The sequence below is a fragment of the Serratia sp. H1w genome (assembly GCF_000633355.1).
Classification (GTDB): domain Bacteria; phylum Pseudomonadota; class Gammaproteobacteria; order Enterobacterales; family Enterobacteriaceae; genus Chania.
In genome coordinates, this window is the sequence record NZ_AYMQ01000082.1 from 47,827 (window position 1) to 68,787 (window position 20,961).

Below are 20,961 nucleotides of genomic sequence, written 5' to 3' on the forward strand. Positions count from 1 at the left end.
AACGCTATGAGTCACACTGCTTCATTGATCATGACCAACGGTAAATTCCATACCGTGGATCGTGAGATCCCCACCGCTCAGGCCGTGGCGATCAAGGACGGCAAGTTTCTGGCCGTCGGCAGTGAGAACGACGTCATGCAACATGCCGGGCCGGAAACCCAGGTTATCGATCTGCACGGCCATACGGCGGTACCCGGTCTGAATGACTCGCACCTCCACCTGATCCGGGGCGGATTAAACTACAACCTGGAATTACGCTGGGAAGGCGTGCCGTCACTGGCCGATGCCCTGCGAATGCTCAAGGAACAGGCTTTGCGTACGCCTAGCCCACAATGGGTCAGAGTGGTCGGTGGCTGGACAGAGTTCCAATTCGCCGAACGCCGCATGCCAACGTTGGATGAAATCAACGCCGCCGCCCCAGATACGCCAGTATTTATTCTGCACCTGTACGATCGCGCCCTGCTTAACCGCGCGGCGCTAAAAGTGGTCGGCTACACCAAAGACACGCCAAACCCACCGGGGGGCGAAATCCAGCGCGACAGCAACGGCAACCCAACCGGGATGCTGATCGCCAAACCCAATGCCATGATCCTCTACGCCACGCTGGCCAAGGGGCCAAAACTGCCGCTGGCACAGCAGGTCAACTCAACCCGCCAGTTTATGCGCGAGCTGAACCGTCTGGGCCTGACCAGCGCGATTGACGCAGGCGGCGGTTTCCAGAACTATCCAGAGGATTATCAGGTCATCGCGGAGCTGCACGACAAGCAACAGCTGACTTTGCGTATCGCTTATAACCTGTTTACCCAACGGCCAAAACAGGAGTTGGAAGACTTCCAACTGTGGACGGATATGCTTAAACCCGGCCAAGGGACAGATTTTTACCGCCACAACGGCGCAGGTGAAATGCTGGTGTTCTCGGCGGCCGACTTCGAAGACTTCCTGCAACCTCGTCCGGACTTGCCAGCAGGTACCGAGGACGAACTGGAACGCGTGGTTCGCCATCTGGTAGAACACCGCTGGCCGTTCCGCCTGCATGCGACCTACGACGAATCGATCGGCCGTATGCTGAACGTGTTTGAAAAAGTTAACCGCGAGATCCCGTTTGCCGGGCTGCATTGGATCTTTGACCATGCGGAAACCATCTCCGAGCGCAATATCGAACGGGTAAAAGCCCTCGGTGGCGGCATTGCCGTGCAGCACCGGATGGCGTTTCAAGGCGAATATTTTGCCGAACGCTATGGCCTGGAGGCCACCAAGCAGACGCCTCCGGTGGCTAAAATGCTGGCGGCCGAGCTGCCGGTTGGCTTAGGCACCGATGCCACCCGCGTCGCCAGTTATAACCCGTGGACGGCGCTATACTGGCTGGTTTCTGGCCGTACGGTTGGCGGTATGGCGATGTATGACGACCATGCACGTTTGGATCCTGAAACAGCATTGATGCTCTGGACGCAGGGCAGCGCCTGGTTCTCCACCGAACAGGGGAAAAAAGGCCAGATCAAGGTAGGCCAACTGGCGGATATGGCCGTGCTGTCAGAGGATTATTTCAGCGTGCCGGAAGAGCAGATCAAGGGGATTGAGTCGGTAATGACCGTGGTAGATGGCAAAGTGGTCTATGCCGCGGGCAGTTTCTCGCCGCTCTCACCGCCGCCGTTGCCGGTGCTGCCGGAATGGTCGCCGGTGGTTAATGTTCCAGGACATTACCGCTCGGCACCGCCCGTTGCCACCAGCAGAGTGGGCGTATCAAGCCAGGCGCACCAATGTTGTGGCCCTTGTGGCGTTCATGCTCACCAGCATGATATTGCCCGTCGCTCCAGCATTACTATTGGTGACGACAATGCCTTCTGGGGCGCGTTCGGCTGCTCCTGTTTCGCGTTTTAATCGACAGTTGGCCCTGCTTGCAGGGCCAACTTTTACGCCCAGTCAGTCGCGGTTGATATCCAGCCAGCGGCGTTGCTCGGCAGAGGCGGCAATCGCATCCAGCACGCAGGACACCTTCCAGCCTTCCTCAAAATCTGGCCACAACCGATCATCCGCCGCAATGCCGTTGACCAAATCGCGGATCTCCACCGTTTTCTGATCGTTAAAACCGATCCCATGCCCGGCGCTGACACAGAACGCAGCGTAATCCGGGTGCTTCGGCCCAACCATGATGGTTTTGAAACCCTGGCGCTCTGCCGGTTCGTCATGGCGATACAGCTTCAGTTCGGCCATACGTTCCTGAGTAAAGCTCAGCGTGCCCTTGGTGCCGGTTACCACATAGGTCAGGCCCATTTTGCGCCCGCAGGCAATGCGCGAGGTTTCGATCGTGCCCATCGCACCGTTGGCAAAACGCAGCAGCGCACTGGCCTGATCTTCGTTTTCGACTTCACACATCTTGGCCGGGTTATTGGCATCGGGACGCTGTTTGATCAGGGTCTGCATGTCGCCCGACACCGCGACGATATCCCCCACCAGATAATGCGCCATATTGACGATATGCGCAGCCAGATCGCCCAATGCGCCCAACCCGGCGGTGGCTTTGCGGCAGTGCCAATCTATCGGCGTACGGGGATCGGCCAGATAATCTTCATTGTGGGTGCCGTAGAAATGCACCACATCACCAATTTCACCGTTGGCGATGATTTCCCGCGCCAGCTGGCTGGTCGGGTTTTTCATATAGTTGAACCCGACCAGCGTTTTGACCCCTTTGGCGCGCGCGGCCTGCACCATCTCGGCCGCGTCTTGTGCATCCAATGCCAGCGGCTTTTCGGAATAAACATGCTTACCGTGCGCAATCGCCGCCAGGGCCATCTCTTTATGCAGGAAGTTTGGGGCACAGATATCGACGACATTAATAGCGGGGTCGGCCACCAACTCACGCCAGTTGGCAGTTGAGCGCGAGAAGCCAAACTCTGCCGCCCGCTGAGCTGCCAGCTCGGGCGTGACTTCCGCCAGCATCTCCAACACCAGTTCCCCTTTCAGCGGGAATACCGTGCCAGCCTGAGCATAGGTGATGGCATGACAGCGGCCAATATAGCCCGTCCCGATCAATCCGACGCGTACCTGTTTCATCCTGTTCTCCCGAACCGTTAATGGAAATTAAAATTCAATTTAATCTTATATGAAATTTTAATTTCAAAAACCAGCCGTTCGTCAACTTTGCCCCAGATCCGTGACTGCCCTCATAAAACGCGGCAGATAAACAGCAAGGGGTTGGCAAAATAGTGGGAGGGTACGGCTAGCATTCAGCAAAACGACGCTGCTATGATAAAGCCGAGCGTGTTGCCTTGGTGCCACACTTTCGCCCCCTCAACAGAAGACACATCATGCCACCGAAAATCTTGATCAGTGCCTGCCTGGCCGGTTTCAACGTGCGCTACAACGCCTCCAGCAAAACCGTTATCGATACCACCTTACAGCGATGGCAAGCAGAGGGACGGCTGATCGTTTGCTGCCCTGAGCTGGCCGCCGGTTTCTCCACGCCGCGCCCACCGGCAGAGATTGCGGCCGCAGCCAATGGAGCAGAGGTCATAGCTAATCAGGCCAGAGTGATCGACGCGCTGGGGGAGGATGTTACCGATGCTTATTTACTGGGTGCCCATCTGGCGCTGGATACCGCTCGCCTGCATGGCTGCCGTTTTGCCCTGCTTAGCGATCGCAGCCCTTCGTGCGGTAGTCAGACGATTTACGACGGTTCATTCAACGGCCAGACCCAGCCCGGCAGCGGTGTTACCGCCGAGCTACTGCGCCAACACGGCATTGAGGTGTTTTCCGAGCATCAGATCGCAGCGCTGATCGAACGTGTTCAGTTAGTTGAGTAAGCCCAGACGATCGGCTAACCGCTGGCGCAAATGGGCAATGCCTTGCGGGTGCAGGATAAACTCATCCGCAGGCATCATTTGCCAACGCTGCCCTTCGTTGCCGAAGCGGATAGCTGCGATCTGCGCGAGAGTAATCTCCCCTACCATAAACCAGGTAGGCGGCAGACCCGGCTCAATCCCGGCAAAACGCTGCTGCCAGACAATTTGCGAAGCGGGTAACAGAATACCGAACTCCTCCTCGGTTTCCCGTTGTACACATTCTACCGGCGTTTCCCTACCTTCACGCCCACCGCCGGGCAAGTCCCAGCAGCCGGGCCAGGGTATCTTCGGATTGTCATCACGCAGGTAGACCAGCACCTGCCCGTGATACAGCAACGCAATTTTCGCCCCGCCAAAGTCTTGCTCAATCATCTGCCCCGCTCCCTTTCAAACCGCAGCATACCAATATGCAATATCGTTGAGGTATAGTGAAAACCTTCTTTGTCATCACAGGCGAACAATAGCGATGAACTCTCCCTTTTTAGTGACCGCACAATGGCTTGAACAACATATCAACGATGAAAATCTGGCGCTGGTTGACGTACGCATGTCACCGGTAGGCCTGGTGCCAAAGAAAGACATGTTGGCCGAATTTGCGGCCGGTCATATTCCAGGCGCGGTGTATTTTGATATTGACGATGTTGCAGATAAAAATACCACGCTGCCGCATATGCTACCCACGGCGGAAGCTTTTGCCGCCGCAGTAGGTAAGCTGGGCATCAATGATCGGCAGACCATCGTGTTCTACGACGAAGGCAATCAGTTCTCTGCCCCACGCGGCTGGTGGACGTTCCGTAATTTCGGTGCGCAAAACGTTTACGTGCTCGATGAAGGGTTGCAGGGCTGGACCGCACGCGGTAACGCATTAGCAACCGGTCCTGCTCAGCCCGTTGCTACCACCTTCCACGCACAGTTTAATCCTGAAGCCGTGGTGAATATGCAGCAGGTTGAGCAGGCGATGAACGACAAGTTACAGATCCTGGATGCCCGCGCCGCGCCCCGCTTCCATGCCCAAGCGCCTGAACCACGCCCTGGCCTGCATCGTGGCCATATTCCGGGCAGCATCAATATCCCCTACGGCGATCTGCTGGAAAATGGCCGTTTCAAATCACTCGACGCGCTGAAAAAAACCTTCGCAGATAAAGGGGTCGATATCGACGCCCCCACCATCGTCAGCTGCGGCTCTGGCGTCACGGCAGCCGTACTGGCCTTTGGCCTGCAATCGCTGGGTGCCAGCCAGGTGAAGCTTTATGACGGTGCCTGGAGCGAATGGGGAGCACTGAGCGGCAACCAGCCGATCGCTCAGGATTAATCACAGAGAGGTTATCGTGTTCACGATCCGTCAAGCGTTGCCCGCTGATTTAGCCACCGTGCGGGAAATTGGTATTGCCAGCTACGTCGCTCACTTTGCTGAGCTTTGGCAAAACCCACAAGAGTTGCAGGCATTTCTGGCCAAGGATTTTTCCGCAGAAGCGTTGGGCGGATCACTGCAAAGCAGCCAAACTTGCTGGCTGTTAGCCTATGAGGGTGACACGCCAATAGGCTTTGCCAAGCTCAATCTCGACAGCCTGCTGGCGGCAACCGCCACCACCGGTGCCGAGCTACAGAAGATCTATTTCCTGCCGGGGTTTGCCGGACGTGGCTATGGTGAACAACTCTATGCCGAAGTGCAGCGGCAAGCCATTGAACAGCGGCAAACGCTGCTGTGGCTGGACGTGCTGAAAAGCAACCTTGCCGCGCAACGCTTTTATCAGCGCCAAGGTCTGGCGATCGTCGGCGAGGACAGCTATACCAGCGTCAGCCAATCCGTTGAGATGTGGGTAATGGCCAAAAACCTATAGCCATTTGGCATTATGGGTAAAGGAGATAGTCAGCCAGCGGTGCGGGCTATCTTCACCAATGGCGTCGGCTATCTGGTCGCGGATTTTATCCAGCTTGTGCACGCCGCTGTTTTCCATGCTCGGCGGGATCACGATGTGGATCTCGATAAACAGCCCACGGCCAACGCGGGTGGCGTAATTGGAATAGTCCAGGAAGCCATATTCCAACGTCAACTGCGCCATAATCGCTTCCACCTTGGCATCCAGGCTGTCGGGCGTCATCTGCAACACCTCCTGAATGGCAGATTTTACCGTTTTGATGGGCACCGGGATCAAGACCAGCGTCAACAGTGCCAGCGCAAAGGGGTCGGCATACACGTTGAGATATTCGTAGCGAGTTCCCTCCATCAACCAGGAAAGAATAAAGGCCACCAATAGTGCCGAACTGATGCAGGCCGACATCAGCCAGCTTTTGTTATCCAGCGCGATCAGTTCCGACTTGACCTGCTTATTCAGCCGGCTTTGCTTAACGTAGAGGGTAAAGCAGAAAATGCTGACGGTAACGGCATAGACAATTGCCCAACCCAACTCGAGCTCGCGACCACCGTCGGCAATACCTTTGACGGCATTCACAAACGCGTACAGGCACAACAACGCCAATAAACTGCCGTTAAAAGCCAGCACCAACGGTTCAACATGCCAGAAACCATACTGGAAACGGCGGCTATGGGGTTGCCCCAGCAGGCGGGACACCAGCAGGGATAAGGAACACATGCCTGCATCCAACGCCGAGAACATGCCGTCAAACACGATCGACATGGAACCGCAGATAATGCCAAACACGATCCCGGCACTGGCGATAAACAGCGTGCAGAAGATCGACCTGCGCAGGATTTTTTGTTCTATTGCCGTGCTGTTCAGCGCCGGTGGCGGCGTGGTGGATGCGGTCGCCATAAGTCCCTTAATTCAGTCAGAAAGTTCAGACGTGTAATGTGATCAAGTATGATCCACAAACTCGGCACGTACAAAAAAAGAACTTTCAAGGAAAGCAAGAGGTTGTCAATTAAGGCTAGCAACTTCCCCTCACCCCAGCCCTCTCCCAAGGCACCGATTGGAAACACCTTCAGCACTTGCTTGGGGAGAGGGGGCTAGTTCGGAGTCGAGGTCAGGTGCGGGGGGACAATTTGTAGCACGTTCGGTCCCCTCTCCCTTTGGGAGAGGGTTAGGGTGAGGGGCAGGATTATGCGCCGCGAATACGCTGGGTCAGCCCTTTCAGGAAGTAGCGCAGCATCTGATCGCCGCATGGGCGGAAGTTTTTGGTGCCTTGCTTGCGGAACAGGGCGCTCAGCTCAGGCTTGGAGATACGGAACTCCACGGCGGTAAAGATTTGATGCAGGTCGACGTCTTTCAGTTCAAACGCCACACGCAGCTTTTTCAGCACCAGATTGTTGGTGATCGGCAACTCAACTTCCGGCGCCGGGAATTTATCGTCTTTACCACGCTTGAAGAACACCAGACCATTGAGGAAATGCGCCATCACTTCATCCGGGCAGTTTTCAAAACCCGGTTCGCCTTCCTTGATCATGTAGGTCCCCATGGCTGCGACATCGACGTCAAAACCGTCCAGCTTGACGATCTCAACCATCTTCGCGTCGTTAATAGCCAGCATGTAGCGCACGCTGCGCAGCACATCATTGTTAATCATGGAATTGCCTTTAGCTTGTCAATCAGGAGAGGCGTGCAGCGCTGCACACCTTGCATGGCGGCAGTATAGGGATCCGGCGGGGGTTTCTCAATGGAATTTCCACGGGCAAACCTGGGTTTGCCCGCAGAGGTTAATGATTTTTCGGGTAAAGCGGAATTTCTTCACCGACGATATATTTATTACGCAGGATCGCCGAGATCTTGTCCATCAGCATCACGATCACTACCAGGATCAGGGTGATAAACATCACTACGTCCCAGTTCCACAGACGCATGTTCTCGGCATAGACCAGGCCGATACCCCCTGCGCCAACAAAACCGAGCACCGCAGCAGAACGGGTGTTGGACTCAATCTGGTACAGGCTCAACGCCAGGAAAGTCGGGAAAGATTGGGTAAAAATGCCGTAACGGTGTTTTTGTAACCCGTTAGCGCCCACCGCCGTTAATCCACGACTTGGGGATTTATCCACCGCTTCGTGGCCTTCGGCATACAGTTTACCAAGCAGACCGATATCCTGCATCACGATCGCCAACACGCCGGCCAGCGGCCCCATGCCCACGGCGCGCACGAAAATCAGGCCCCAGATGGCCATATCAATCCCCCGCAGAATATCCAGCAGGCGGCGTACCAGCGTCGCCACCGGCCGCAGAACAGGTGATGACATCACGTTGCGCGCGGCAAAAAACGACAGCGGCAAGGCGATTAGCGATGCGGTGATGGTGCCGGCAAACACGATCGCCAAGGTGATAAAGATCTGTTGGAAATAGTAACCAAACGGCCAGTTGGCAAAATCGTGCCAAACAAACATGCGCAAAAAGTAGCGGCTAATCTGCTGGCAACCATTGGCGAATTGCGGCCAGGAAATGCCAAACACCAGGAAGAAGAACACGTAGTACAACACAATCGCCACGGCAATAATGCCCAGCGTCCGCAGATAGCGCCCTTGCCTGGCGAAGATTTCCGGGTTCTGCTGCTTGAGCAGTTGCAGGTTGGTGTTCGATATCGGTTGAACGGACATCAGGCTTTCCCCTCGACAACGCGTTTACGTAATTCACCGGAGGCATAGTCCAGCAGCGACACCACCACGATAATCAGCAGCAGCGTCATGCTGACCTGATCGTAGCGGTCGAGTTTGATATTGGTCATCAGTTCCTGACCAATTCCCCCTGCCCCCACCAGGCCGAGAATGGTCGACTGACGGAAGTTGATTTCCAGCCGCATAAAGCTGTAGGACAGGAAGATCGGCTTCACCTGTGGCCACAGGCCGAAGCGCATACGCTGCAACGGCGTAGCCCCACAGGCGGCCAGCCCGCGCACCGGTTTGTTAGATGCGGTTTCAATCGATTCGTAGAACAGTTTGGTCAGGCTGCCGATGGTGTGCAGCGCCAGCGCCATAAATCCGGGGATGGCACCGATGCCAAACGCCATCACAAACATCACCGCCCAAGCCAGTTCCGGCATGGTGCGCAAGAACGCCACCAGCGTGCGGATAGCAAAACGCAACGTCGCTGGGCTGTGGGTGTTATTGGCCGCGAGGAAAGCTAGCCCGCCCGCCACCAGTACGGAAAGAATGGTCGCCGCCAAGGCCAGCTGTAATGTTTCCCAAATCAGCGGTAATTGGATATGCAACCGGTAGCCCCAATAAGCAAAGGAACCTTCGGTATGGCCGTCGGCGAACAGCAGCGGCCAGTGCAGTACCGGGATGGTTTCTGCCAGATAGTCAAAGAAATGGGGGATCGATACCCAGACGGTATGCAGATTGAACTCGGCGATATTGCCTGCGCCAAGGTAGAGCACCACCAGCCCGAGCGACCAGAGTAGGGTTTCACGCTTCTGTTTGCTGCGGATCTGTTGGTAGTAATGTGCGAAGTCTGTATTCAAAATCGCGTTCCAATAGGTTGTGGCGAAAGAGTTGTCCCCTCACCCTAACCCTCTCCCACAGGGAGAGGGGACTGAACGTGCCACTGGTTATCCCTTGCATCTGACCGCAGCATCGAATCTGCGGTGGGGAAAACCTTAGCGGTCGCCCTTGGTCAGCTCACGCTTCATATCGATAATGGTCTGGTATTCCGCCAGCTTGACGTCGCCAATGTGCTGTTTGCCACCCATCGCCTTGATAAAGCACTGATGGTTGTCGGTATCCAGTTTCTTGATGGCGGTGACCACTTTGGCTTTGAAATCCGCCGGCAGAGAGTTGCTCACCAGGATCGGTCCATTCGGGATCAGCGGCGACTGCCAGATAATGCGGATCTGCTTCATCAAATCCGGGTGATCCATACGGATCATGCGGTTAAAGGCACCGCTGGTATAACCGGTGTTGTAATCACCAATCATCGAGGCCCAGGTCACCGCCCCTTCAAACTGGCCGTTCAACACGCCGAGGACGTCCTGCTCATGGCCACCGGAGAAGGTGACGCTGGAGAAGAAGTTGTTGTATTTGTTGTCCGGCGTACCGCCAAACTGCTGCTTGAACACCTGGTTTGGCACCAGGAAGCCGGAGGTTGAATCCGGGTCGGCAAAGCCGAAGGACTTTCCCTTCAGATCTTCCAGCTTTTTGTAAGGACTGTCGGCTTTCACCACTACCACCGAGTGATAACCGCGTGACTGATCGGTATCATCAACCGCGATCCCCACCAGATCGACCGCCTTCGGATCCTTGATATAGACGGAGGCAAATGACGAAGGCGACATGCTCAGCACCAGATCGATTTTGCCCCCCAGCAGGCCCTGGATCACGCCAGAGTAGTCGGAAGAGTTGCGCAGCTTGGTGTCTACGTTCAGTTCTTTATCCAGAAAATCTTTCACACACTGGTTATCGCCAATTTGCTGGGTGGCGTTTTGCCCCCCCAGGATCCCCAGGTTCAATTCTTTCGGCGCGTCCGCTGCACCTGCATTAAATACCATCATTACGCCGGCCATCATGGTGGTCAGTGTGAATACTTTTTTCATTGCGAATGCCCTGTGTGTAAAGGTAAAGGTGACGTTCAGGTGATTAATGGATCTGATTGGCTTCTTCGCCATACAGTTGCTGCAAAATACGTTCGTTAAGCAGTGACGGGTGGCCGTCAAAAATGATTTTCCCCTGGGCAATGCCAATCACCCGAGTACAGTATTCCCTCACCAGCTCGACCGAGTGCAGGTTCACCATCACAGCGATATCGTCCTCGCTGACTTTCTGTAGCGCATCCATAATGCGGCGGGTGTTTTTCGGGTCGAGTGACGCGACCGGCTCATCGGCCAGCAGAATTTTGGGGTTTTGCATCAGCGCACGGCAGATGGCAACGCGCTGCATCTGGCCGCCGGACAGATTCTCGGCACGTTGCAGCGCATGCGGCAGCATATTCAGCCATTGCAGCAGCTCAATGGCCCGCGCACGATCGGCATCGTCGAACACTTTGAAGAAGGATTTTAGCGTAGAGGTGTGGCTGAGGCGGCCAAGCAGCACGTTGGTGATCACATCCAAGCGCGGTACCAGGCAAAAGTCCTGAAAGATCATGCCGCAGCGGGCACGCCACTGGCGCATCTGACGGGCCGAAAGCTGCGCGATATCCTGCGCTACGCCGTCGTCTTCAAAATGCAGCATCTCGCCACAGCTGGAAGGAATGGTGCCGTTCAGCGTATGCAGCAGGGTGGATTTGCCAGCCCCGGAGCGGCCGATCACCGCCACAAATTCCCCGGCGTGCAGATCGAAATTGATGTCATCGAGGACGCGTTGCTGGGCCTGATAGGCCTTACCCAACCCCTTTACCGATAATACCTTGCGTAACGGGATGGGTTGCTGCCCCGGGTAGTCGGCCGGTGCCAGTTTTAACAGTGCCTGTGCCATATGATTTCTCTGATTTCAGTGGCTAATCTTATGGGCACCTATTAACGAATAACTGTATGACACGCAGATGATGGTTTTATGGCCGGGAAATGACGCTCAACGCCATTTCCCGTGGTGGGCAGGATTAATCATTATCCAGATCAAGCAAGGCAGCACGCATCCCTTGGTCAAGAATGGCTTGCAGATCTGTCGTCACGGCAGCCGTCAGGCCAGGAACGGAATTGAGATTAAGCCCCCAATGCGCCTCATCGGCCAGCACGTTTTCTACCAGGGCAGCAAGCGTCACATCATGATGTGCCACTCCCGTCCACAAGGTTGAGAACCTCGTCAGCCAATGGGCATCATCTTGCAAAGCATAGCTGCCCGCCTGCCGTTCCCCACGATAGAAGGCCAGCAACGCCGCCAAGGCAAACGTCAGCCGTTTTGGCAGCACCCCATGTTTCTGCTGGCCAGCCAGCAACTGCGGCAAAATACGCGTGCGGAATTTGGTCATGCCATTGAGCGCAATCGACAACAGCTGATGCTGAATAAACGGGTTACGGAAACGGTTCTGTACCGCTTCGGCAAACGGCCGTAACTCTTCCTGTGGCAGATCTAGCACCGGCATAATCTCTTCGGCAATGGTGCGTGCCACAAATCCGCCGATCTGTTCGTCGCTCATCGCTTCGCCCACAGTATTCAAACCAGCCAGGAACGCCACCGGCACCAGCGCCGTATGCGCTCCGTTGAGGATCGCCACCTTGCGCTCTTTGTATGGCTTGATGTCATCGACGATATGCACGTTCAGATCCAGCTGATCCAGATGCAGCTCTTGCGCCAGCCATTGCGGGCCCTGGATCACGAACAGATAGAAATGTTCCGCCGTGTCAAGGAAGCTATCACGGTACCCCAACTGCTGCTGCCATTGGTCAACTTCATCTCGCGGGTAACCAGTAACAATACGATCGACCAGCGTTGAGCAGAAGGTGTTGCAATTGTTCAGCCAATCGGTGAACGCCTGCGGTAACTGCCACTGCTGCGCATAACGCAGCACGTACTCTTTCAGCGCTTCACCGTTGTAGTCGATCAGCTCACACGGCAGCAACACCCAACCCTTGTCTGCGGCACCGTCAAAATGACTGAAACGTTCGAACAACAGCCGCGTCAGCTTGGCCGGGAAGCTGGCCGCCGGAGCATCGGTGAACTTATCGTCCGCTAAATAGCAGATCCCCGCCTCGGTAGTGTTGGAAAATACGAAACGGATCGCCGGATCCCGGGCCAACGCCAGATAGCTGTCGTACTGCTGGTACACGCTGATTTCACGGTTGACCGAACGGATCAGCCGCGGCTCGCAAACCGCTTCGCCCTGCTCGTTCAGCCCGCGAATAATGGTGGTGTACAGACCATCCTGGGTGTTGAGTGAAGGCGGCTGCTCGCTGTCGATAGGACGCACCACCACCACACCAGCGTTTAGCCCGGTATGCTGGTTTAGCAGGTCGATTTGCCAGTCGACAAAGGCGCGCAGGAAGTTGCCTTCACCGAACTGGATAATGCGATCGGGATATTGCGCGCCAGGAAACTCACTACGGTTTAATTGTTTCATTATTGCTCCTTGCATCCGCTGCCCCCCTGGGCAGAAAAATACCATTTGCCAAGCCTGGGGGAAGCATCAATTTAGTTAAAATGAATAACGCCTTTAATCAGCTGTTTATTATTAATCACTTCCGCTTCATATTTTTCTGCCAACGAGGAAAACTCAAATTGATGGGAAAGCATCATCTCGGCAGTGATTTTTCCGGCAGCCATTAATTGCCCAACCTTGATAAAGTCTTCTTTCGTCGCATTACGGCTCCCCATCATGGTGGTTTCCTTTTTATGGAATTCCGGATCGGAGAACTGCAGGTCACCTTTGAACAGACCAACAAACGTGATACTGCCGCCATGGCGGATCAGGTTGACGCTATTATTCATCGCATGCGGATTACCGGTGGCATCGATGATTTTTGCCGCCAACATGCCAGAGAATTGCGCCCTTAAGGCCGCTTCAAAGCCCGCATCCGAGGGATCCAGAGTAGTCAGCCCAAGTATGTTTTCCACATGCGCACGGCGCTCTGCGCTGGTATCAGCCACGATCACCGTTGCCCCATCCGCCTTGGCAATTGCCGCAACTCCCAGGCCAATCGGCCCGGCCCCCACCACCAACAGATGATCGCCCTGCCCGATAGCCGCACGACGTACCGCGTGGGCACTGATAGAGAACGGCTCAATCAGTGCAGCCGCTTGAGAGTCCACATCATCCACCGCCAGCAGGTTGCTCACCGGCACGCTCAAAAATTCACTAAAACCGCCGTCTTGATGCACGCCGATAACCGAGATGTTCTCGCAGCAATTGGGTCTGCCACTGGTGCAGGCTCCACAATGATGACAGGAGACATAAGGGATCACCGCTACACGCTGCCCGACGCGCAACTCACTGACCTGATCACCGACACTGACAATCTGACCACATATTTCATGCCCCAGCACTCGTGGGTAACTGAAGAACGGCTGTTGACCGGACCAGGCATGGATATCGGTTCCGCATATGCCAACCGTCAGTATTTTCAGCACCGCTTCATCCGGCGCGGGTTGGGGTACCGGCCTTTGTTGGTAAACCAGCCGGGTCGGTTCCAGACAAACTAGCGTATTCATTGTGGCCATGATTTTTCCTCCTGTGATGTGGAGCTGTTATCCGGCAAAAAGGAGTCCGCTATTGGGCTGACGAGAAGAATTTGTGAGTCAGCACAAATTAAACCGGTTTAAATGGGTTTTAAATGCTTAAAAAACATTTCCTCCCATTGAGAACTCCAATGAGCAGAACGCAGAACCTCCGGCAGAATGTGATCAATCAGATGATCGACGGCATCATCAAGGGCCATATCCGTTCACCTCTGCCTTCCCAGGCAGGGCTGGCAGAAATGTATAACATCAGCCGCACCACGGTACGCCACACGCTAACGCATTTGCATCAACGTGGGGTGCTGGAGAAGGTCAATGATGATTACGTGATCCTGCGCATGCCGCTGGCGGAAGACGGTTTCGATTGTATGAGCCACTCGCTGGATGAGCAGGCGAAACTGTTTGAGAAAGCCTTCTACCAGATGATTAACCAAAAACAGCTACGCGCGGGGGATTCCTTCACCGAACTACAGCTCTCACGCACGGTTAACGTCAGCCCGGTAGTGGTGCGCGAGTTCCTGCTGCGCTTTAGCCGCTTTGATCTCATCGACAACGTGCGCCGCGGCCAATGGAGCATGAAAAAGTTCGATCAGAGCTATGCCGAGCAACTGTTTGAACTGCGCCAAATGCTGGAAACACACGCCCTGTCTCGCTTTATCAATCTGCCCGCACAGGATGGCCGCTGGCTGCAGGCCAAGGAGCTGCTGAACCGCCATCGCCAGCTGCGAGACACCATCAGCGACAATTATCGGCTGTTCTCCCAGTTGGATCGCGACTTCCATACCCTGATCCTGTCAGCCGCCAACAACCCGTTTTTCAACCAGTCGCTGGAAATCATTTCGGTGATTTTTCACTTCCACTATCAGTGGGATGAAACCGACCTGAAGCAAAGAAATATTATTGCCATTGAAGAACATATGGCCATTTTGAGCGCCTTGATCTGCCGTAGCGATCAGGAGGCAGCCCGCGAACTGCACCGCCATCTGGAGACCGCCAAGCAGTCAATGATCCGCTCGATCAACCAAGCTGTCAGCTGATTTTTATTGATAAAAACCCACCCACATGGGATTTAAAACCGATTAAAAACAGCAAAATCTTAACCGCCGCACGGAACCGGTTAAAAAAGACACCATCACTCATTTTCGCCGCCTAGGCTCACTGTCGACAGGCGAATTAATACCGTTGTTAACACCTCTCCAGGGCCATCCCCGGCAGAAAAAATATTATTAATACGGAATTATAGAGGCGAGTAATGGAAAAAATAACCACCGTGAGCAATGGAAATAAACCGGCAGAGCGTTACTCTGATAGCATTAATCCTATTCCCGCAGGCGGAATAGTTGAGCGTTCCGCGAGAATTAAAAAAATCCAGACTACGGCAATGATCCTGTTATTTTTTGCTGCCGTAATTAATTTTCTCGATCGCAGTTCGCTGTCCGTCGCCAACTCTACCATTCGAGAAGAAATGGGCTTGAGCGGTACCGAGATCGGTCTGTTGCTTTCCGCATTTTCTCTGGCCTATGGCATTGCCCAATTACCCTGCGGGCCGCTGCTGGATCGCAAAGGACCGCGCATCATGCTCGGTTTGGGGATGTTTGTCTGGTCTGCGTTCCAGACCATGTCCGGCATGATCCACAACTTCAGCCAATTTATCTGGGTGCGTATCGGCCTGGGGATCGGCGAAGCGCCCATGAACCCATGCGGCGTGAAGGTGATCAATGACTGGTTCAACATTAAAGATCGCGGCATGCCGATGGGGATCTTCAACTCGGCCTCCACTATCGGCCTGGCCATCAGCCCACCGATCCTCACCGCCATGATGCTGTTGCTTGGCTGGCGCGGGATGTTTATTACTATTGGTTTATTGGGCATTGCCTTGTCCATCGGCTGGTACATGCTGTATCGCAACCGTGAAGATATTGACCTGAACGAGCAGGAACAAAGCTATCTCAACGCCGGTAGCGTCAGCGCACGCCGCGAGCCTATGAACTTCAAGGAGTGGCGTTCGCTGTTCAAGAACCGCACCATGTGGGGGATGATGATCGGCTTTAGCGGCATCAACTATACCGCCTGGCTGTATCTGGCCTGGCTACCGGGCTACCTGCAAACCACCTACCATCTGGATTTGAAAAGTACCGGTATGCTGGCTGCAATCCCGTTCCTGTTCGGTGCTGCGGGTATGCTGTCAAACGGCTTTGTCACCGATTTCCTGGTACGCCGGGGCATGGCTCCGCTCAAAAGCCGTAAAATCTGTATCGTCGCCGGGATGCTGCTGTCCGCCGGTTTTACCTCCGTCGTGGCTCAGGCCACTACCACCTCCAGCGCAGTAGCGTTAATCAGTATGGCACTGTTCTGCATCCACTTTGCCGGCACCTCCTGCTGGGGGCTGATCCACGTGGCGGTCACTTCCCGTATGACCGCCTCGGTGGGCAGTATTCAAAACTTTGCCAGCTTTGTGTTCGCTTCCTTTGCCCCAGTGATCACCGGTTGGATCCTTGATACCACCAACTCATTCAGCCTGGCGCTGACCATCTGTTCCTGCGTCACCTTGGTCGGTGCACTGTCTTATGTGTTTATCGTCAAACACCCCATCACCGACAGCGTAGCCTGAGGCCCTCACCCCAACCCTCTCCCGCAGGGAGAGGGAGCCAGTACGGAGTCGTGGGTTGGTAGCGAAGCCAATTAATCCAGAGCAAAAAAGTCCAGGCCCAACGCGGATTTAACCTGTGCCAGAGTGCCTTGGGTGATCAGGTTGGCCCGCTGACTGCCCTGTTGCAGGATGCGCATCAGTTCGCCCTTATCGGCGCTGTACTCGGCTCGCCGGGTGCGGATAGGCTCCAGCAGGGTTTGTAGGCAGTCCTCCAACAGTCGTTTAATCTTCACGTCCCCTAACCCACCCTGGCGATACTGATCCTTCAACTGCGCCACCAGCGCCGTATCCTCACAGAACGCATCCAGATAGGTGAACACCATGTTGCCTTCCACCTGGCCGGGGTCGCTGACGTTCAGATGGTTGGGATCGGTAAACATGCTCATCACCGCCTTATGCACCTCATCGGCACTGGCGCCCAGCATGATGGTGTTGCCGCGTGATTTAGACATCTTGCCCTGACCGTCCAGCCCGGGTAACCGACCCACGCTGCTCAACAACGGCTGGCACTCCACCAACACCTCGCGATCGACGATACGGTTAAAGCGCCGGACAATCTCGTTGGTTTGCTCCAGCATCGGCAACTGATCTTCCCCGACCGGCACATGCGTGGCCCCAAAGGCGGTGATATCCGCCGCCTGGCTGACCGGGTAAATCAGGAAGCCAGCGGGCAGGCTGCGTGAAAAATCTTTCTCGATAATTTCGCTTTTCACCGTGGGGTTACGCTCCAGACGTGCGACGGTGACCAGATTGAGGTAATACATCGTCAGTTCCGCCAGCGCCGGGAGTGCCGATTGCAGGCACAGCGTGGTCTTGGCAGGATCGATCCCCACCGCCAGATAATCGGCTACCACGTTGAGCACGTTGGCACTGATTTTTTGCGGGTTGCTGCCGTTATCGGTCAGCCCTTGCAGGTCGGCCACCATCACCGTTTGCTGATGATGATGCTGTAGCTCAACGCGCTGGCGCAGTGAACCGACATAATGGCCTAAATGCAGTGAACCGGTGGCACGATCGCCCGTCAGAATGGTGTAACTCATAGCCTTGCTCCTGGAAGTAAACAGACCGCCGGATCAACGCATATAAAAATGCCGCCAAAACCGGCGGCATTAAAAATGAGGGATGAATACCCGTGCCGCCTTTAGAAAAGGCGCCACCAGCTAAAACAAGATGTGAACTGCGGGAAGATATTCATGCGGCTACGTTACTCTCCACTCGCAAGCACGTCAAGGATGTCGTCCTGCCTCAGAAACTGACTTCTGTGGTCGGTACTGCACGGATCTTCACGCCAAAACTTTGGATACTCGACAGGGTGGCATTGTGGTGAGCGCGGATTTGCAGCCCGCTGGCATGCGATTTGTCGTGGCAGGTATGAGCGTCCGCCGCCAGCACTACCGGGTAACCCAAACCCGCAGCCCGGCGGGTGGTGGTATCAACACAATATTCCGTGGAATAGCCACAAATGACCAACTGTGTGATCCCTTCCGCAATCAGCAGCTTGCCCAAATTGGTGCGTAAGAATGAATCCGGCGTAGTTTTGTCAACCCGGTGATCCCCTGCTTTCACCTGCAACTTCGGGTGGATCTGCCAAGCTTCGCTGCCGTGAGCCAGTTCCTCATGCGCTGTTTGATGCTGGATGAAAATCACCGGGGTACCCGCCTGCCGGGCACGTTCGCTCAGTTGGTTAATCCGCAGAAGGACTTCTTCGGCCTCTGCTGGCGGGGGAGTAAACAGCCCTTGCTGCACATCAATGACTAACAACGCTGACTTCATAGCAAACTCCATGTGGGGGAACTCATCGCCTTTGATATTAAGCCAAACCTCGGCTATTAGGCACCTGCAAAAGATAAAAATATTGCACCAAAACTTGCGCCAAAACACATAATGAAACATTGTTTTTATAAAAAAGAAATAGCATTCTATAGTTAATTAATCTTACCGATAGCAAGGTAAGGTGATGTCCCACTCACAAGGTTCACATTCAGCATAAGTTGGTTTCTTTCGTTGAGACAGGAGTTGATGCAGTGTGTTTCAGCAGGATGGAGACGGCAGCATGCTGAAGATACGTTAAAATTATTTATGACAGGAGTCATTATGCATCAATACTTTACTCTGCAACGGGCGGCTTGCAGCATGGCACTGGCGCTCGGCGTCGGTTTTACCTATTCCACGCCAGCAACGGCCAACGACCTGGGTCGGGAGATATTGGCTAAAGGCGATGGCTGGGGCTCCTATGGCCCAGGGGTGACCGGCGGCAGCGCGGCCGACAGTAGCCATGTGTTTGAAGTAAGCACCTGGCAGGAACTCCGCACTGCACTCGGCGGTACCAATGCTCAGCGAGAAACCACACCACGTATTATCTATGTCAAAGGCACGATCGATGCCATGGCAAAGAATGAGGGCGAAGGCGTGCATACCTGCGAAGCGCTGGCCAGCCAAGTCATCGTTTCCGGCACGGATCGGGCTTTCAGCATGGCCGAGTTTATCGAGCATTTTAATCCTGAAGGTCCCTGGGGGATGGTAACGCCAGCCGGGCCATTGGAGGATGCGCGAGTGGCAGCAACCAAACTGCAAAGCCAGCAGATACAACAGCGTTTCGGCTCTAACGTCAGCCTGATTGGCGTAGGAAAAGATGCGCATATTATCGGTGCTCATCTGCTGGTCAAGGAAGTCTCGAACGTGATCGTGCGTAACCTACGGATCTCTGACGCCTACGATTGTTTCCCTGAATGGGATCCTACCGACGGTAGTGCCGGTAACTGGAATAGCCTGTACGATAACCTTTCGATCATGACCACCGAGCATGCCTGGATCGATCACGTCACTCTTGATGATGGGGAACATCCGCGTCAGTCCCTGCCGAAGGTTTATGGCCGATTATTCCAGGTGCACGATGGCCTGCTGGACATCACCCATGGCAGCAACTATGTTACGGCGTCCTACAATATCTTTGACGACCACGACAAAGTGAACCTGATCGGTTCTTCCGACTCGCGCATCGACGATCGCGGCAAACTGAAGGTGACCATGCACCACAACCACTGGCGAAATCCGGGCCAGCGAGCACCACGCGTGCGCTTTGGCCAGGTAGACGTCTACAACAACTACTCCGAGATCCTGGCAGCGCAAGACTTTACCAGCTTGTGGGGAGTGGGGTTTGAATCGGCTATCTATGCGGAAAAAAATGCCATTGATCTGGCCAGCGGTATCCCGGCCAGCAAGGTCATCAAACGCTATGTTGGCCAACATATTTTCACCAGCGATAATCTGGTTAACGGGACGCCAACCGATTTACTGGCAGTTTATAACGCCTCGGTTTCCGCGGCAGATCAGCTCACGGATAACGTCGGCTGGGTTCCTACTCTGCGGCTGCATGTTGATGAGGTAAACGAAGTTCAAGCTATCGTTACCCGTCAGGCGGGTGCCGGCATCATCGACAGTACCCTGCCCTGATTAGGCTGCTGGCAGGTATCCACAACCTGCCAGCGTTTCAACTCGACGACCTCTTTACCCATCCAGAGATCAGACCGGCTTGCGTTGTCCAAACGCATCAGCGGTACGCAATGCCGCCACCAGCCCCTGCGGGGTAATCGAATACGGTTCGTTGTGCATGGTCTCACCGGGCTGGCAACTGGCTTCAGCTACCTGCAGCAACTCCTCGTCAGTCACCTCCGCCAAACCGATCTGGGCTAGCGTTGTCGGCAATCCTACTTCTTCACAAAAACGGTACACCGTAGCAATAACTTCAGGCTCCCGATCGGTCAGCATCAACATGGCAAGAGTACCGAACGCGACCTTTTCACCATGCCAGTAGCCACGAGTCTGCGGTAGCACGGTCAAACCGTTATGGATCGCATGCGCCGCAGCCAGGCCACCACTCTCAAAGCCTAAACCTGAAAGCAGGGTATTAGCCTCAATCACATGCTCAAGCGCAGGCGTCACCTGATTATTTTCGCAGGCTTTTTTGGCCAGCACGCCATATTTCAGCAATGTGCCGTAGCATAACCTTGCCAAGCCAAAAGCAGACATCGGCCCTGGGCGCGAAGTCATATTACCCGCCCCCTTGATTCGGCAATCTTCCGCCTCAAACCAGGTAGCCAGTGCGTCTCCTATTCCTGATACCAGAAAACGCACTGGCGCTTCGGCGATAACCTGAGAATCGACCAATACCAGATCTGGATTACGCGGGATCATCAGATAACGCTTAAACTGACCTTCCGGGGTATAAATAACTACTAATGAACTGCACGGGGCATCCGTAGAAGCTAACGTAGGTACAATGGCAATGGGCTTCTTCATCGCCGCACCGGTAGCCTTCGCGGTATCTAATGTTTTACCGCCGCCAATGCCAACGATAACCTCAGCCCGATAGGTTTCAGCCAAGGCAGAAATACGACCAATCTCTGGTGCTGCCTCCAATTAGT

Annotated in this window: 19 protein-coding genes and 1 pseudogene; 7 read left to right on the forward strand and 13 right to left on the reverse strand. The window is 54.8% G+C overall.

Translation table 11 applies throughout. The annotated features are described in order from the left end of the window. Positions 1 to 6 precede the first annotated feature (6 nt). Complete coding sequence (locus tag U869_RS0119315) at positions 7 to 1,878, forward strand: amidohydrolase (protein WP_025120972.1); 1,872 nt, start codon at positions 7 to 9, stop codon at positions 1,876 to 1,878. Between the two features lie 42 nt (positions 1,879 to 1,920). Here U869_RS0119315 and U869_RS0119320 read toward each other — a convergent pair whose 3' ends face one another. Then, entirely contained in the window at positions 1,921 to 3,051 is a 1,131-nt protein-coding gene (locus U869_RS0119320) for a Gfo/Idh/MocA family protein (protein ID WP_025120973.1), read from the reverse strand. Positions 3,052 to 3,305: 254 nt separating this feature from the next. Here U869_RS0119320 and U869_RS0119325 point away from each other — a divergent pair, with 254 nt between their 5' ends. Next, positions 3,306 to 3,800, forward strand: a complete 495-nt coding sequence (locus tag U869_RS0119325; protein WP_025120974.1) for a DUF523 domain-containing protein — start codon at positions 3,306 to 3,308, stop codon at positions 3,798 to 3,800. On the opposite strand, the gene U869_RS0119330 is transcribed toward U869_RS0119325, so the two are convergent. Next, on the reverse strand, positions 3,789 to 4,211 hold the full coding sequence (locus tag U869_RS0119330; protein ID WP_025120975.1) for an NUDIX hydrolase: 423 nt from the start codon (positions 4,209 to 4,211) through the stop codon (positions 3,789 to 3,791). The two genes, U869_RS0119325 and U869_RS0119330, sit on opposite strands and share 12 nt — an antisense overlap. Before the next feature lie 94 nt (positions 4,212 to 4,305). Between U869_RS0119330 and sseA the strand changes: the two genes are divergently transcribed. Further along, a complete protein-coding gene (sseA, locus tag U869_RS0119335; protein ID WP_025120976.1) occupies positions 4,306 to 5,151 on the forward strand; it encodes a 3-mercaptopyruvate sulfurtransferase in 846 nt (281 codons plus the stop codon). 16 nt (positions 5,152 to 5,167) lie between these two features. Continuing rightward, positions 5,168 to 5,680, forward strand: a complete 513-nt coding sequence (locus U869_RS0119340) for a GNAT family N-acetyltransferase (RefSeq protein ID WP_025120977.1) — start codon at positions 5,168 to 5,170, stop codon at positions 5,678 to 5,680. Here U869_RS0119340 and U869_RS0119345 read toward each other — a convergent pair. The 8 genes from U869_RS0119345 to U869_RS0119380 form a co-directional block, all read right to left on the reverse strand. Then, the gene (locus U869_RS0119345; protein ID WP_025120978.1) at positions 5,675 to 6,613 is read right to left on the reverse strand and encodes a cation diffusion facilitator family transporter; all 939 of its coding nucleotides are present in this window, start codon (positions 6,611 to 6,613) and stop codon (positions 5,675 to 5,677) included. The genes U869_RS0119340 and U869_RS0119345 overlap by 6 nt on opposite strands. A 286-nt stretch (positions 6,614 to 6,899) precedes the next feature. After that, entirely contained in the window at positions 6,900 to 7,364 is a 465-nt protein-coding gene (locus U869_RS0119350; protein WP_025120979.1) for a DUF1456 family protein, read from the reverse strand. 130 nt (positions 7,365 to 7,494) lie between these two features. Beyond that, entirely contained in the window at positions 7,495 to 8,382 is an 888-nt protein-coding gene (gene phnE / locus U869_RS0119355) for a phosphonate ABC transporter, permease protein PhnE (RefSeq protein ID WP_025120980.1), read from the reverse strand. Further along, positions 8,382 to 9,245: a phosphonate ABC transporter, permease protein PhnE gene (gene phnE / locus U869_RS0119360; RefSeq protein WP_025120981.1), complete on the reverse strand. Its 864-nt coding sequence runs from the start codon at positions 9,243 to 9,245 to the stop codon at positions 8,382 to 8,384. Before phnE (U869_RS0119360) ends, phnE (U869_RS0119355) begins: the two co-directional genes overlap by 1 nt. A gap of 135 nt (positions 9,246 to 9,380) precedes the next feature. Further along, positions 9,381 to 10,313, reverse strand: a complete 933-nt coding sequence (phnD, locus tag U869_RS0119365; protein WP_025120982.1) for a phosphonate ABC transporter substrate-binding protein — start codon at positions 10,311 to 10,313, stop codon at positions 9,381 to 9,383. Between the two features lie 43 nt (positions 10,314 to 10,356). Continuing rightward, positions 10,357 to 11,190 carry a phosphonate ABC transporter ATP-binding protein gene (gene phnC / locus U869_RS0119370; protein ID WP_025120983.1) on the reverse strand — a complete coding sequence of 278 codons (834 nt, stop codon included), beginning with the start codon at positions 11,188 to 11,190 and terminating at the stop codon, positions 10,357 to 10,359. Positions 11,191 to 11,314: 124 nt separating this feature from the next. Beyond that, positions 11,315 to 12,772 (reverse strand): tagaturonate reductase, encoded by a 1,458-nt coding sequence (locus tag U869_RS0119375; protein WP_025120984.1) that lies wholly within the window; start codon positions 12,770 to 12,772, stop codon positions 11,315 to 11,317. A 71-nt stretch (positions 12,773 to 12,843) separates the two neighbouring features. Beyond that, positions 12,844 to 13,869, reverse strand: coding sequence for a zinc-binding alcohol dehydrogenase family protein (locus U869_RS0119380; RefSeq protein WP_025120985.1), 1,026 nt, complete (start codon positions 13,867 to 13,869; stop codon positions 12,844 to 12,846). A gap of 149 nt (positions 13,870 to 14,018) precedes the next feature. Here U869_RS0119380 and U869_RS0119385 point away from each other — a divergent pair, with 149 nt between their 5' ends. Both U869_RS0119385 and U869_RS0119395 read left to right on the forward strand, forming a co-directional pair. Beyond that, positions 14,019 to 14,924 (forward strand): GntR family transcriptional regulator, encoded by a 906-nt coding sequence (locus tag U869_RS0119385; RefSeq protein ID WP_025120986.1) that lies wholly within the window; start codon positions 14,019 to 14,021, stop codon positions 14,922 to 14,924. 215 nt (positions 14,925 to 15,139) lie between these two features. Beyond that, the gene (locus U869_RS0119395; protein ID WP_025120987.1) at positions 15,140 to 16,498 is read left to right on the forward strand and encodes an MFS transporter; all 1,359 of its coding nucleotides are present in this window, start codon (positions 15,140 to 15,142) and stop codon (positions 16,496 to 16,498) included. A 71-nt stretch (positions 16,499 to 16,569) separates the two neighbouring features. Here the strand turns inward: U869_RS0119395 and trpS are convergent, their stop codons facing one another. Both trpS and U869_RS0119405 read right to left on the reverse strand, forming a co-directional pair. After that, positions 16,570 to 17,577, reverse strand: a complete 1,008-nt coding sequence (gene trpS, locus U869_RS0119400; RefSeq protein ID WP_025120988.1) for a tryptophan--tRNA ligase — start codon at positions 17,575 to 17,577, stop codon at positions 16,570 to 16,572. Positions 17,578 to 17,782: 205 nt separating this feature from the next. After that, positions 17,783 to 18,310 carry a cysteine hydrolase family protein gene (locus U869_RS0119405; protein ID WP_025120989.1) on the reverse strand — a complete coding sequence of 176 codons (528 nt, stop codon included), beginning with the start codon at positions 18,308 to 18,310 and terminating at the stop codon, positions 17,783 to 17,785. A gap of 321 nt (positions 18,311 to 18,631) precedes the next feature. On the opposite strand from U869_RS0119405, the gene U869_RS0119410 reads away from it, so the two are divergent. Beyond that, positions 18,632 to 19,990, forward strand: a complete 1,359-nt coding sequence (locus tag U869_RS0119410) for a polysaccharide lyase family 1 protein (RefSeq protein WP_025120990.1) — start codon at positions 18,632 to 18,634, stop codon at positions 19,988 to 19,990. Between the two features lie 69 nt (positions 19,991 to 20,059). Here U869_RS0119410 and U869_RS0119415 read toward each other — a convergent pair. After that, positions 20,060 to 20,941, reverse strand: a pseudogene (locus tag U869_RS0119415) (glycerol dehydrogenase); the annotation flags it as partial. Positions 20,942 to 20,961: the final 20 nt, after the last annotated feature.